Source organism: Bradyrhizobium sp. CCBAU 53415, assembly GCF_028128735.1.
In the GTDB taxonomy this organism is placed as follows: Bacteria; Pseudomonadota; Alphaproteobacteria; order Rhizobiales; family Xanthobacteraceae; genus Bradyrhizobium.
The window spans coordinates 190,979-205,724 of record NZ_LBJF01000001.1; the positions used below are offsets into that span (position 1 = coordinate 190,979).

A 14,746-nucleotide genomic window follows, 5' to 3' on the forward strand; every position below is an offset into this window, starting at 1 on the left:
TCCTCGACTGAGGGCGCATGTGCATGCAGGCGGATATCGACTTTTCTTACTATCTGAAGAGGACAGGCAGGGCCCTCGTCCAACTCGACCTCGCGGTTGAGGGCATCAATTGCACGGGCTGCATAGGAAAGATCGAGCGCAATCTGTCGAGCATTCCGGATGTGACCTCGGCACGCGTGAACCTCATCGATAACCGGCTCGCTCCGTCGAGGACTATCAAGCGTCTGCGGTCTCTCTACGCGAAATATCGATTCATCACACCGAAGCGAATTGAACGAAGAGCGTGCCATCAAAGCTAAAGCGTTGACCGTGAATCGGTCACGCGCCTCTCTAAAAAATCATCGCGGACGCTGAAACCACAACGTCTTTCCGTTCTCTGTCCTTCGTCAACAGAAGTGGAAGCTGTTCATCCCTACACACACATTGCCCATCCGGCACGTTGAGTGTAGACCGGACGACGGACACGAAGACGAGACCGATCTAGCGCTACTTTGCCAGAATCGTTTTGTGTTGAAGTCCTTCACGGAGACGTTTCCGACAATGTGGGCACCGTTGAGACGGCGGAAGGATGAGGTCGACGATGGCGTGACGTACGGCGGGCATGGTTGGCTGAGGCGGAGGCCCGTTGATTCTTTTTTTCCGCCCCGCGTATGCGAGGCGACGATGTTGCAGAAAGGGGTAGGCAATCATTGTGATCAGTGCGTGGCGATGAAGACCATCGCCATGATCGCCCTTCGAAGTGATCAAGTCCAAGCTCCTCCTTCAACTGCTGATGTGCCTGCTCACAAATCCATCGTGCCTTGATGGTGGCGGCCAGTGTGCGCAGATCCGTCGTCGCAGGGAGGTTGGCGAGATAGTATTTCTTCTTCCCTGAGGCACGTTGCTCGCCAATGAGCCAAGCTTCGTCGCCCGGGAGTTGCTGCTGACCCTTATCCCATATCCGCTGCGGAGGGCCGTCGGCGGTGCGGACACGGAGAGCAGTAAATCGGGCTTTCAGCCGACCTCTCGTCCCGCTGCGCCAATTCACGGTTTTTCCATTTGGCGTTGGCCGGCCAGCATTTGTTCTGCCGCAATCGATAAGATATCTGGTACGTGGTGCTTTCGTGGTTTCCCGCGGACTTTGGTAATCGGCCAAATAAGCTGTACATCAACCGGATACACCTTGAGGTGCCGAGGGCCAAAGCAATCTCCGGCTTGGACCGTGGCGTTCGGTGTTCGACCGGCATGCGAGCGCGCTTCAAACGAGACACGTCGCTTATCCAACTGTCAGGCAGAAAGAGACGCAATGCGACCATCACGGGCACTTCGCCGCGCAAGTGTCAGCGATACCAGCGTTTGGCAATTTGCCGTTTTGAAGAGAGGACGCATATTGAGCCGCGACACCAACCGAGCGTTCGCCCTTCTTCGGCATTGCCGTGTCGTCAATGACCAGCACCGCTTGCCGCCGACGAGCCGATCAGCTTGGTTGAGCAGCTCGGATTCCAATGGCGTCGCGTCCCAGACGTCGTCGGCAACGAAATGGTGCAGTTGATCGTAGTTGCCCGTGGCAAGGCGCTCCGCCATCGGCTGAACGCTTTTACGATCACCGGGATCGATCAATCCGGCAACGTACAGCGGACACATCCGCTGCCGGGTCTTATGACCCAACCGACCCAGCAACGGCTTCAGTCAGCGTTCGAGCTCGTCTTTCCATTCCGCCATGGTCAGCCCTCCGAGAGCCGACCACCCATGAATCATTGAAAAATCGATTCGAGAATCCTAAAAGCCGCGGCGAAAGCGATAATCTGCCAAAGTAGTGCTAGGCTAGTATTCGCGCCCAGCCCGATGGAGGCTCTGGCAATCTAGACAACGCAGCGCGCCAAGCGTCGTAAGGGCGACCATAGTAAGAGACCCCACGATGTCTCACAGACGGTTGATCGCTCTAGGCTTAATACAAATCACGAATCGGCCCGAGTTGGAGCTGTTCAGGTTGACCGCGATTGGCTTGCTCATTTCTTTCCAGAAACATGTTAGTCTACGGTCTCAGCTTCGAATAACAGCCGTCGAGGGCGCTGCATTCAATTATAACGAAGCCCCTCAACACGGTCTGTACGAAGTTTAGAATTCCACAGCCGCACTACTCCAGACGCCTTGTCTTGTGAACACAGGACCGAGCTTATACCCTTGCGCGAGTTCCCAAGATTGCCTTTTTTACGGTCGTCGCTCCGAAAAAACTATGATACAAGCCGCTCCTCTCAAAAGGAGCATTCATGGTGAAAAAAGCAACCAAGAAACGCGTTAAGCGGCGCGAGTGGACCAAGGCAGATATCAAAGAGCTCAAAGTCCATTCGAAGGCTCGAACCCCGGTCATAAAAATAGCAAAAATGACCAAACGCAGCGTCGGTGCGCTACGTCAGAAGGCGTTAAATCTCGGAATCGGACTCGGACATCAGCGGTAGCCTATTGATGAGCGCTAGTAAGTGGCCCAGTAGGGCGGCGCGCGGGCCGCCCTTATGGCCATTGAAACTGTATCGCAAATTGGACCTGCCAATTGCGGTGAAAAGAGCTTTTCACGCACTTGGCCTTTCATTGTCGCGGAATGGGCTCCAATGCTTCGTCATTTTTGTTGAGTGTTGAAAGGAGGTATTGACGGCGAAGGCCGCTTGGCGCGGCATGCTCAACGGGCGCTCGGCGCGACTGCATATTCGAAGAGAAGCAGCGGATCGTTGGCGAGAGCTACGGCTGGCCACGATTGGTCATGGTAACGGCGCGGCGCGACCGCTTTTCTGCAAGCAATTCTATGAATCGGAACGAATCCAGCTGCTGGAGCAGTGGCTGCAGGAGAACCATCCGAATCTCGCCGCCCGGACGCAGCTGGTGGATCCCCTTGTCGCCCAAGGAAGTCGGCAGTATCGTCGCCAGCTCGATCGATGAGCCGCTGAAATCGACTTCGCGCGTTGCCATCGACGGCCGCCAAGCGTATTTGATAGTTCATAATCTCTCTGGATGTGCTCATCGCCGAGCCATTGTGTGTCCCCGAGGACCTGTCCGGGACCTCGGGAACGGGCTGTGGGGTCCAAACCTTCGATCCGAGCAACGGAGGTGGGGGCCGGAAACGCTGGGGCAGAATCAACCTCCTCGACCAATTCGGACGAGGGCGGCGCATTCAAATCAACAAAAGACCCAAGACCGGCGTAGGTGTCTGAACGAGCCCTCGCGAGCAGCGGCGCAAAGTGAGCATCGTCGCGCAATTCGGAAGGCGTCAGCTGATTCAAGTCAACAAGGGACTCAAGGCCAGCGTAGGTGTCTGAGCGGCCAAGCGCGCTTGCTGGATCAGGTAAATCCGGCGGCATCTTAAGTCAGTTCCATTCTTTACCAATCTACCTTAGCGCGGATTAGGAGGAGGACAACGCTGCAGGAGCAGGTAAATCAAATCGTTGGTATAGTTCGGACGAACAACAGGCCAGCCGGAGCTATGGCTCTGTGTGCCTTGGCGGACCAACGGCAGCATTCACGGTTCGTCGGGAGCGATACGCCCTGACAAGATTGCTGCACCTTGCCAGGTGAGATGTCCACGACATAGTCTGCTTCTTTGCCGCACTCGCCGAGCTGTCCGCTGTTGACTTCTTTCGTGTATGCCGAGCCTCAGCGAGGTGCATGTCGCATTTATGTCTTCAGTGCCCCAGGCAGCTTGTGACTATACGTAATAACCTTCCAGGTGCCGCGGTCGTTCTTCGGCAAACGTCCGTATAGTTCGTTTCAACCTTCCCATATCGGCGATCAATCTTCGTGCAATTGAGCCGGCGCGTGACTTCGATTTAACTGTCGAGTAATCAAGGAGGCGATTGCGGTGTCCTTTGATCCAGCCGATCGATCGAACGGAGCGGTTCTCAAGTCATGAGTGGCAGACAAAATTCTTGTCGTTTTAGCGCTTTGCGGCTGGCTTTGTGTGGCTCAATCGAGCGAGCGCCGACAGGGTTCGCTTTTCAAGCACGAGAGTCTGAACGATGAGCGGACGTTTTGGCCGTTCGCCTGCGGTGTGCTTTCTCCTCGGTCTTCCACGATCCGGGACGACACTCCTGGCGCATTTGCTCCAGCACCATCCAGACATTGTGGCTCCGCCTGAACCCTGGTTGATGCTGGCACTTGAAGCATTTGGCAGGGTGGATCAGCGCCATCCGGCGGGTAGCTCACTGATTGAGGCCGCGACCTCCGAATTCCTGGGGCGGATAGATCGCACGATCGCCAGCCGCGCTTTTGCCGATGCAGCTTATGATCAGTATCTGGCAGAAGCGGGCAAGCGCATCATCCTAGACAAGACACCACGCTATTGGACGGCGCTTGAGTTTCTTGAATCTGTCTATCCAGAAGCGCCACACATCCTTCTGATGCGCAATCCCTATGCCATCGCCGCTTCACTGAAATCGACATGGGGCATCCCACTGCGGGCAGAAAGCTCGCATCCGGTCAGCGTCTCCAGTCTCTCCGATCTCATGCTCCGTCTGCCCGACGGCATCATAACTTCACTCGCCGATTTGGTTCTGGGCCTTCCCAAGCTCGCCGCGCACCGCACTCGCCCGCAGACACAGTGCGTGCAATACGAACTGCTCGTGACGCATCCGGACGAGGAAATCCGGCGTCTGTTGACGGGGCTCGGCTGTGATCCAGCGGCCGTCTCATCGGCGGGGATGAGACAAGCAGATTATCTTCGATCGAGCAGCTTCGGAGACCGAAAAATCCTGGAACGAAACGCCGTCGACCAAAGCTCTGTCAAGGCGTGGCAATCTCAATTGAGCGTCGAAGAGATGCAAACCGTGACCGATCTGGTCGGCGCCGAGCTTTTGGTAGAACTCGGATATGAGCAGGAACTGCTACATGCACAGCAAGTCGGGGTCCTGGATAGGGGAGGGGAGGTAACCGAACTTTATCGTCAGATATTCCGAACCTGGTGGGATTCGCGAAGTACCAAGGCGGGAGCATTATCCGGCCCATCTCACGCTGGAGAGCCGGTCCACACGATGGCTGCCCAGTTGCAACAGACGCTGTTGGCGTCAGAAGCTGATCGAGCTGCGGGGCTGGATGCCATTCGCAACCGCGACGCGGCTATCGAGATGTTGCGAGGTGAAGTCGCGCGGCTTGAGCGGATCCTCAATATCCCCTAGGGGATCTGAATGCTTGCGATCAAAACACGCTGGCTGATTTAGCCAAGATCCTTAACCCGCACGAGCTGATCCCGATCAGGTGTGACGCAGGCGCCGGCCGCACCAGCGGCGGAATGCGATATGCTCCCGCGTCTGCAAGTCTGGTGTCCAACGGGGCTTGAGCTAACGAGCCATGCGTCCTGGCCCGCCGTTTCCGCCGCGGATATTCCCGCTCTAGGCTGGAGCCATAAAACGGCGAAGAACAAAGATCCTGCATCGAAAAGAAGACATATGCTGCCGAAACATCTGCGCCGCCTCGAAGCTGAATCGATTGAAATCATGCGTGATGTGGTCGCTGAGTTCAAAAGGCCGGTCATGCTTTACTCGATCGGAAAAGACTCAAGCGTAATGTTGCACATTGCGATCAAGGCGTTCTATCCGGCAAAATTGCCTTTTCCCCTGCTTCACGTCGACACGACCTGGAAGTTCCGCGAGATGATCAGCTTCCGGGACGCGACAGCCAGGCGGCTCGGCCTCAACTTGATCGTCCATGTCAACAAGGAAGGCATCGCGCGCGGGATCAATCCGATCGATTCCGGCTCCGCGCTCCATACCCAGGTGATGAAGACCGACGCGCTGAAGCAGGCGCTCGACCTCCACGGATTTGATGCCGCCTTTGGCGGAGCCCGGCGTGATGAGGAAAAGAGTCGCGCAAAAGAACGGATACTCTCCTTCCGTTCGGCCGGACATGTATGGGACCCCCGTAACCAGCGGCCGGAGCTCTGGAACCTGTTCAACACACGGATCCGCCAGGGCGAAACCATGCGCGTGTTTGCGATGTCAAACTGGACCGAGCTCGAGGTGTGGGAATACATCATGCTCGAGAAGATTCCGGTCGTTCCGCTCTACTTCGCAAAACAAAGACCGATAGTGCGTCGAAATGGTGCGACGATTATGGTCGATGACCAGCGATTGCCGCTTAACGGCGACGAGACGCCGGAAATGCGGATGATTCGCTTTCGCACGCTTGGATGTTATCCTTTGAGCGGGGCTATTGAATCCGATGCGACGACGATCGAAGACATCGTTGCAGAAATGCAGACTGCGACTGTGTCGGAGCGCCAGGGACGCCTAATTGATACGGATGAAGCCGCTTCAATGGAGAAGAAAAAGCGGGAAGGCTACTTTTGATGTTTGCAAAGCCGACAACGGAACCGGTCCCGGCCAGGACAAAGGATCAGCTGCGATTCATCACATGTGGCTCGGTGGACGACGGCAAATCGACGCTGATCGGCCGATTGCTGCACGACAGCAAGATGATCTATCACGATCAGCTCACGGTGCTGGAACGCGACAGCATCAAGCACGGTAGCACCGGGAATGACATTGACTTCGCGCTGCTCGTGGATGGGTTGGAGGCCGAACGGGAGCAGGGCATCACGATCGACGTCGCCTACCGCTTCTTCACGACGCCGCGGCGCTCCTTCATGGTGGCCGACACTCCCGGCCACGAGCAGTATACCCGCAACATGGCTACCGGGGCCTCGCATGCACAGCTCGCCATCATCCTGATCGATGCCCGCAAAGGCGTGATGGTTCAGACCCGCCGCCACTCCTTTATCTGTTCGCTGCTCGGTATTCGTCATATCGTGCTGGCAGTGAACAAGATCGATCTTGTCGCATACAACAAAGAGTGCTTCGATCGGATTGCCCGTGACTATCTGGCCTTTGCTGCCGGTCTCAGCTTCACCTCGATCGTTCCGATCCCGATCTCGGCCCGCTACGGCGACAACGTAGTGGACCGCTCCGCTCATGCGAACTGGTATCATGGTCCCTGCCTGCTCGAGCATTTGGAGAGCATTGACATCCAGTCCGGCACCGCAAGCCAGGCTTTCCGCTTTTCGGTCCAATGGGTGAACCGGCCAAACCCGGATTTTCGGGGCTATGCCGGGTCGGTGGCTTCCGGCAGGATCTCGGCAGGAGACGAGATCGTTGTCGCCGCGTCGGGACGGACCACGCGCGTCAAACGGATCGTGACCCACGATGGCGACCTTGTCGGCGCCGAAGCCGGAGATGCGGTTACCATTACACTGGAAGACGAAATCGATGTCGGCCGTGGCGACATTCTGTCGCGACCGGATGACCGACCGAAGGTCGCCGACCAGTTTGCCGCTTATGTGATCTGGATGGACAAGGAGCCGCTCGCTCCCGGACGCAATTACGTCCTGCGGATTGGATCGCAGACGATTTCCGGCAGCATTACCGCAATTAGGCATCGGATCGACGTCAACACCAGTGAGCATCTGGCGGCCGGGACGCTTTCCCTCAACGAGATCGCCTTCTGCGATGTTGCGACCGCAGTGCCCGCAATATTCGATCCTTACGACGTCAATCGAAAGACCGGATCATTTATCGTCATCGATCGTTACACGAATCGTACGGTTGGGGCCGGCATGATTGCCTTTCCGCTGCGGCGGGCCACCAATATTGCTAGGCAAGCGCTATCCGTGGATAGGAGGGAGCGCGCCGCGCTCAAGAATCAGAAGCCTTGCGTCATCTGGTTCACTGGCCTGTCTGGCGCGGGAAAGTCGACGATCGCCAACCTCGTTGATCAAAAGCTGTTTGCGATGTCGCGGCATACCATGCTGCTGGATGGCGATAACCTCCGGCACGGGTTGAACGCGGACCTCGGCTTCTCGGAGACGGACCGCGCTGAGAACATTCGGCGTGTCGGTGAAGTTGCCAAGTTGATGGCGGACAGCGGCTTGATCGTGATCTGCTCGTTCATCTCGCCCACTAGGGCCGAACGGGACAGGGTGCGCAGCCTGGTTGGCAAGGAAGAGTTCATAGAAGTCTTTGTCGATACGCCAATTGAGGAATGCGCGCGGCGAGACCCAAAAGGCCTGTATTCAAAGGTGAAATCCGGCAAGATCAAGAACTTCACCGGGATCGATTCGTGCTACGAAGTACCAACGACACCGGAGGTTCATCTCAGGACTATGGAGCAGACCCCAGAGCATTCGGCGGAAGCGGTACTGGATGTCTTGATGGCGCGCTCAATTCTTGATGGTTAAATGTCCCTCGCGTCGTACCATCGATTCGCACATTATCCAGCTGGCCCCGGCCGAGGCGATTCAGCTCAGGCGGGCCTGCGATCGGACGTTTGGCTCTAAAGGAACAAAATGGTCGCACCCACTCGTCGACTGCCCGCTTCCGGTTATGTGCTCGAAGTCGATGGTCAATTCAAAACCGAGTACGCGAGCAGAGATGGAGCATGGGCGGGAGCGGAGGAGCTCAAGAAACGCCGTCCCATGCTCCAGATCAGAATCTACGACGCGATGACAAAGGCCAGAGAGGAAGTCCGACTTCCAATAGGTTGATTTTTTCGCTTGGCGCTCCTTGCTGCGCGTGCGGCCAGCGACACGCCGAGCTCCCGTTAAAGCCGAGCCCGGCAGCGTCTCGGCCGGCTTCGATCTCTCGCGCAGTATGAGGGGCCGCGGGCCTGGCCGCATCTGGCGAGCGGGCGCTTGCTTTCCAGTACATTGACCAATCCGAACTTAGCAGTCGACCAGGACTCCCTCCTCTCGCGGCCATGCCAACGAAGCTTGCTTCCTTTTGGCTCGCCGCTCGTCGGCGGACACCGCCTGCCTACGCCGCCCCTTCGCATTGCGACACAAAGCAGCCGCGAACCTTAGCCATCCTGCGCTCCCCTACGGACCTCCGCCGGGCCATTGGCGCGGCCGAAAAGGCAAGGGGAGCTCATCCATGGCAAGCGACAAGGACGATCTCTTGATGATCCGCTCTGGTCAACCGGCAACCTGTTCGACCGCGCGGTAGACAGCGTCGAAAGCGAGCTCGCCATCAACGAGCAGGACGCTGCAGAGGGGCCAACGCGGGCAGAACGGCTCGGAGGTGCGATCCGTCGAACCAGAGCGCCTCACGGCCGAGGTACTTGCGCTCATTCAGTGCCGCGACGCGATGTAACTCCGGTCACCTTGGGGCTCACGCTTTGGACCAGCCGTTAACCGCGGTACGCTCAGCACGGCGATGATTGTTCCGTGAGACTTTCTCGCCGCGAGCGGCGTGCAGAACGAGAGATGCTGTCAGCCTAACGATCGCGCTCACAGAGGGACACGTGCCACTCATCTGGAGTCGGCTCGATGTGGTTCTAACACAGGGCGACATGTTCTGCGTCGCGGCGACTCGCCGAAAGGTGTCGTACTGATCGTTGCTAAAGGGACAGCAATCGCAAGGTAGCTCAGATCACCTTCACGGACTCGACCACAGCCTGCCAAGGTCGCTCCATTCAAGCACAACGAAGTGATAGCGGCGCTCATGTGCGACGAGGCCGTACACTTTCCAACCCCAGTATCCAGGAGGATCTCGCCGGCATGCGGGAGAAGCTCGGTACCTCCATCTGGGGGTATTGCGAGAACCGTACGCGAACCGGAAGATTGGGCCATTACCTGCAGGGATGCGGTCGCAGGCGGAATGCCGACGGTCCTGCTGTCGAACTCTCAAATTATTCCAGTTCGCCGCGAATCTCCGCACTCTGCTGTCTACGTCGGCTTGTCGCCGCCAGATGGAGGTACGTCAGGAAAAAAGTCTCGCGAGAAAAGTCCCGGAGAGGGTTGAAACGCCCCTAACGTCAAGTTGTACGATCTCGAAAAATGGACAACGACAGGCATCAGCGTCCCAAACCCTCCAACGAGCGACGAAGTGCGAATGCATCAAGTCTCAAGCCCATGCATCAGACTCCCGCTGCCAACGACCTCATCAAGTGTGCCATGCCTTGATCTGCATCCGGGCGCGATGATCCGACCTCATCGTTTTCCTAACGTCAAGTTTGCCTGAATGGCACAGGTTCACGCGTAAGTCGGTCGGCCGACCTGCCGCTTCGCGACGCAAGAGGGCGACCGCGCTCAAACCTGCGCATTCGTGACGGCTGGATGCAAGCGCGCGTCGGCGCCAGTTGCGTTCGAGGACGCGGTCTAGGAGGTGATGAATGGTATTGCTGAGGAGCTTTGTGAAAGATCGCTCTGCATCTGCGATGAGATAGGGAGATTGTCATCCGGCAGGGTTTTCGGGCACTGACCGGAAGCGCGCCCGCGCGTTTGACCCGAAGCTGTTGAACCGAGAAGTCGACGCTCGCCACAGGGGGGCTCCCTGGTGGAGTGGGCGTACTCCAGGTCATTGACGAATACAACTTGAGGAGGAATGGTTTGACAAGACAGCGCTCGTTGCTGACGCCTGGTCCATTGTCGTTATCGCTGGCGGTCAGAAGCCAGATGCAGCTTGATCTCGCATCGCGCGATTGCGAGTTCAAGGAAGTGACCGCCTGCATGAGGCGGCTGATGCTGAACTTGCTGGGAAATGCTGCCGACTATTCGGTCGTGCCTATTCAGGGAGGCGGCTCCTTTGCGATGGAAGCCGCTCTCTCTTCATTTGTGTCCCGAGCCCACAAGCCGCTCGTTTGCATAAACGGCATCTATGGCGAGCGCATTTTACAAATTTTGCGGCTGTGGGGCGTCGAAGCACTGAACCTTGTCAAGCGAGCGACCGATCCTTTGGATCCTCAAGAAATTGGCGAGCATCTGAGCCGAAATCCTGGCGTTACGCACCTGTGTTTCGTGCATTGTGAGACAACAACCGGAATCGTCAATCCGCTGGACGCGATCGTGGAGGAGGCGAGGCGACGTGACGTAAAGACCATCATCGATGGGATGAGTTCCTTCGGCGCCCTTAATATCGACCTGAGCGAGCGTGGACCAGACGTCCTGGTCACGTCGAGCAACAAGTGCATAGAAGGGCCGCCGGGAGTAGCGTTTGTCATCGCGTCTCGCGAGCTGCTGGAGAATGCGGTTCAAGAACCGAGGTCGTTTGTGCTCGACGTGAGAGATCAATGGCTTTCGCTCGAGCGCACCGGTGAGTGGCGGTCGACCCCTCCCACCCACATCGTTCAGGCAACGACAAAGGCCCTGAAGATTCTGCACGAGGAGGGCATCGACGCCAGGCGCTGCAGGTACGAGAAGGTCAGGGACGATCTCGTCAAAGAACTCGAGGGAGTGGTGTCTCCGCTGCTGTCCGCGGACTTGCAGTCGCCGGTCTGCGTCGCGTTCAGTGCGCCGTCCGGAATCGTGGATCAGGCAGGATTCGATGGGCTGTATCGCCACTTGGCGGCCCACAACCTATACGTCTACTCGAAGCTGCATCTTGCGACGCGGAGTTTTCGCGTTGGTTGCATTGGGGAAATCCAATCCAGCTGGATCGAGCAGTTGGGGTGCGCGTTTCGTACATATTTCCGGTCCGGTCAGGCTCGGTCAGCAAGGCCGATGTCGGGCCAAGAGGCTTGCGCGGCTCGCGTAAAGATGCCGGCTCGAGCGGCTGGGGACCCTCGGCTGCCGTTTTCCGCCGAGACTGCTGTTCTGCATGCGGGCTATCGACGCGACCCGGTGACGAAAGCCGTCGCAGTGCCGATTTACCAGAATACGGCTTATGAACTCGATGGCGATCTAAACCACATTGCTGACGTCTACAACGTCAAGGCCGATGGATTCACCTACACCAGGATCATCAATCCGACGACCCGCGCGCTGGAGAAGCGCTACGCCGCCGTCGATATGGGAAGCGACTCGCTCGCCGTTGCGTCGGGCCAAGCGGCGACGTTCCTTGCTATCGTCAACCTGTCAAGTGGTGAAGTGGGGGACAACGTCGTCGCCTCTCCGTATCTATATGGCAATACCTGGAACCTGCTCCACAACACATTAAAGCGCCTTGGGATCAGCGTGAGGACGGCCGATCCTCGAAGGCCTGAGACGTTCGAACGTGCCATTGATGATCGCACGATATGCCTGTTTGGAGAAGTGATTTCGAATCCCTGTCTGATTCCGCTCCCCGTCAAGCAGCTGGCGGAGATCGGTCGAAAGTACGGCGTGCCTTTGGTCGTGGACAATACGACGACGCCACTGGTATGCCGGCCGTCAGATCTCGGCACTGCGATTACGACGTACTCCGCAACGAAATATGTATGCGGCCACGGCACGACGCTCGGCGGACTGATCGTTGACAACGGCGAGTTTAGCTACCGGGGGGCCTCTCGCTTTCCCTTGTTCAACCGTCCGGACGATGCGCATGGCGGAATTGTCTGGCATAACGCGGTGCGCGATGTAGACGATCTTGGCAAGAGCGAGTTTCTCCTCAAGGCTCGCATGACCTGGTTGCGCGATACCGGCGCGGCGATCTCCCCGTTTGCTAGCTTTCAACTGATCCAGGGGCTTGAAACGCTGCCCCTTCGCATGAAGCAGCACTGCGCAAATGCCAGGATCGTGGCCGACGTGCTCAAGGAGCATCCTAAAGTGCGCCGTGTCTTCTACCCGGGGCTCTTTGAGGGCGCCGATCGGGAAATCGTCGAACAGACACTCAATACCGCGTACGGACACGGGGCGATGGTCATGTTCGAAGTGGAGGACGAACAGGCTGGGCGCAAGTTCATCCAGAACGTCGACTTGATGTATCACGTTTCGAATGTAGGGGATGCCCGCACGCTAGTAACCCATCCTGTCTCGACGACCCATACCACCGTCCCGCGAGAAAGGCGCGAAGCCGCCGGCATATTTGGCGGCTCGATCCGGCTTTGCGTCGGCATCGAAGATGTCAACGACATCCTGCGCGATCTGGACAAGGCGCTTTCCGCAATCTGACAACCTGCAAGGCGATTAGGAGGAGGTTCTCATGAATCAGGCAGACGCTTGGAAATTGAGGTCATCACGCTATGAGGCCGTTCAATTCAGCCGAGAGATCAACAGGCAGCTCTCCGAGCTGAGGCCGGACAACATAACGGGAGCGGCTTATATCGCCAAAGATTACGCTGTCATCACGGCGTGCACGCTCGCGACTGTGTCCGTCTCATGGTGGCTCTACCCGCTGGCCGTTCTTCTGATTGGTGCCTATCAGCGCGGATTGACAACCATCGCTCATGACGCGGCTCACCGCACGCTCGCGAAGAACACGACCTGGAATTATGTGCTCGGCATTCTGTTCGCTTCCTATCCCTTGTTTCAGCGCCACTGGGCCTACCGCATCTCGCACGTCTATTTGCATCATCCCTATCTCGGCGACCCGGACAAGGATCCCGACCTGAAGTTCTTCCTGGCCAGCGGCGTTTACGACGTGCAGCGTCCGCAGCGGTACGCTTTCAATATCATCTGGAAGCCGATCTTGGGCGGCGCGACAGTGGCGTATCTGAAGTATCTTTGGACCAATCGGTTTTCAATCACAGATCCTGAGGATCAGAGCCGCTCAGGCATACTTATCGACAAGTATGGCTTCTATCTCTTCTGGATTAGCGTCCTGGGCGGCTCATATGCTCTTGGGCTCCTCCATATCGTCGTCCTGTTTTGGATCGTGCCCTATCTCACCACGTTTCAGGTCCTCGGCTGGTTTATTGAGCTCGCCGAGCACTCACCAATGTGCGAAACCGAGACGCAGAACGTCTATCTCACCAGGAATCGGAAAGGAAGTTTCATCGAGCGGGCCATCCTCGGACAGAATTTGGATGAGTACCACCTTGAGCATCACCTTTCGCCGGGTATCCCGTTTTGGCTGTTGCGCAAAGCTCAGAAAATCCGAATGCAGGATCCTAACTACGCGAAGGTTGCCGCTACCTGGGGCGGGCTCTTTGTCAAGGGACCTCAAGGTCAACCTAGCGTCATCACCCAGTTGAAAGAGCGAAATCGACGGTTGTATGAACAGTCGGTTGCCGAAGTGCGCACGCGGGGGCAGGTGGCGTGACGTTGCCGCGGCCAGAACGCGCGCGAGCCGTGGTCGGGGTCACTTCGAACCGTCTTTTCGTCGATGGTGTGCATCGCGACTGGTTGCGGCGCAAGTACGTGCAGGCGCTCCATCGTCATGCGGGAGTGGCTTGCGTCATATTGCCGACGGTCGACGCGGAAGATGCGAGGGAGGAGGTCGCGCCGGCGATCATGCGCCGGCTCGACGGCCTGGTGTTGACAGGTGATGAATCGAACATCGACCCGGCCGTCCTGAGAGCGCCTGCGTCCTTGCCGGAGGCTGATCGGCAGGACGTTGGGGTTGGGATCCTTGACCGTCCGCGGGACAGGCTCTCTGCCGTAACCATAGAGAGCGCGATCGCGCTCGGAATGCCTATTCTGGGCATCTGCCGTGGACTTCAGGAGCTCAACGTCTATTTCGGCGGCACACTCCGCCCATCGCTTGCGGAGTGGAGGCCGGAAAGTGGCCTGATGCATGCCGAGAAGCCAGATCGTCCTAGAGACCGTCAGTATGACGCTGCGCACGGCGTCAGGATTTGTTCCGATGGCGTGCTCTTTCCAATCGCGCGGGCGCTCGAAGCGCAAGTCAACTCGCTGCACAATCAAGGCATCGAGGCCCTTGCCCCGGCGCTGAGGCGTGAGGCGTGGGCGCCTGACGGTCTGGTCGAGGCGGCTTCGGTCATTGGCGCGCCGACGCTGCAAATCGGTGTGCAATGGCACCCCGAATGGCACGTCTCAACCGATCTCCTCAGCAAGCAACTGTTCAAGGCATTTGGAGAGGCGTGTGTTGGGTACTGCCGAACTAAGAAGCACTAGAGGCGGATTGTGACATTTCAA

At 57.6% G+C, this 14,746-nt stretch carries 9 protein-coding genes and 1 pseudogene; 8 read left to right on the plus strand and 2 right to left on the minus strand.

The window, feature by feature from the left end:
- The first annotated feature begins 23 nt into the window (after positions 1–23).
- On the plus strand, positions 24–299 hold the full coding sequence (locus tag XH87_RS00725; RefSeq protein WP_333909162.1) for a heavy-metal-associated domain-containing protein: 276 nt from the start codon (positions 24–26) through the stop codon (positions 297–299).
- 630 nt (positions 300–929) lie between these two features.
- On the opposite strand, the pseudogene XH87_RS36695 reads toward XH87_RS00725, so the two are convergent.
- Positions 930–1,623: pseudogene (locus XH87_RS36695) on the minus strand (transposase).
- A gap of 626 nt (positions 1,624–2,249) precedes the next feature.
- On the opposite strand from XH87_RS36695, the gene XH87_RS00745 reads away from it, so the two are divergent.
- Entirely contained in the window at positions 2,250–2,438 is a 189-nt protein-coding gene (locus tag XH87_RS00745; protein ID WP_126261845.1) for a hypothetical protein, read from the plus strand.
- A gap of 277 nt (positions 2,439–2,715) precedes the next feature.
- Here the strand turns inward: XH87_RS00745 and XH87_RS00750 are convergent, their stop codons facing one another.
- Positions 2,716–2,943, minus strand: coding sequence for a hypothetical protein (locus XH87_RS00750; RefSeq protein ID WP_271585790.1), 228 nt, complete (start codon positions 2,941–2,943; stop codon positions 2,716–2,718).
- A gap of 1,043 nt (positions 2,944–3,986) precedes the next feature.
- Between XH87_RS00750 and XH87_RS00755 the strand changes: the two genes are divergently transcribed.
- The 6 genes from XH87_RS00755 to XH87_RS00780 all read left to right on the plus strand — a co-directional run bounded on the left by XH87_RS00755 (position 3,987) and on the right by XH87_RS00780 (position 14,725).
- Positions 3,987–5,141, plus strand: a complete 1,155-nt coding sequence (locus XH87_RS00755) for a sulfotransferase family protein (RefSeq protein ID WP_271585791.1) — start codon at positions 3,987–3,989, stop codon at positions 5,139–5,141.
- 120 nt (positions 5,142–5,261) lie between these two features.
- Positions 5,262–6,311: a sulfate adenylyltransferase subunit CysD gene (gene cysD / locus XH87_RS00760; RefSeq protein WP_271585792.1), complete on the plus strand. Its 1,050-nt coding sequence runs from the start codon at positions 5,262–5,264 to the stop codon at positions 6,309–6,311.
- Entirely contained in the window at positions 6,311–8,194 is a 1,884-nt protein-coding gene (gene cysN, locus XH87_RS00765; RefSeq protein ID WP_271585793.1) for a sulfate adenylyltransferase subunit CysN, read from the plus strand. The genes cysD and cysN overlap by 1 nt, the downstream gene beginning before the upstream one ends.
- Positions 8,195–10,342: 2,148 nt before the next feature.
- Positions 10,343–12,820: a 2-aminoethylphosphonate--pyruvate transaminase gene (locus XH87_RS00770; protein ID WP_271585794.1), complete on the plus strand. Its 2,478-nt coding sequence runs from the start codon at positions 10,343–10,345 to the stop codon at positions 12,818–12,820.
- A 31-nt stretch (positions 12,821–12,851) separates the two neighbouring features.
- Positions 12,852–13,910, plus strand: a complete 1,059-nt coding sequence (rtxC, locus tag XH87_RS00775; protein WP_271585795.1) for a dhydrorhizobitoxine desaturase — start codon at positions 12,852–12,854, stop codon at positions 13,908–13,910.
- Positions 13,911–13,939: 29 nt separating this feature from the next.
- The gene (locus XH87_RS00780; RefSeq protein ID WP_271585796.1) at positions 13,940–14,725 is read left to right on the plus strand and encodes a gamma-glutamyl-gamma-aminobutyrate hydrolase family protein; all 786 of its coding nucleotides are present in this window, start codon (positions 13,940–13,942) and stop codon (positions 14,723–14,725) included.
- The last annotated feature ends 21 nt before the right edge of the window (positions 14,726–14,746 follow it).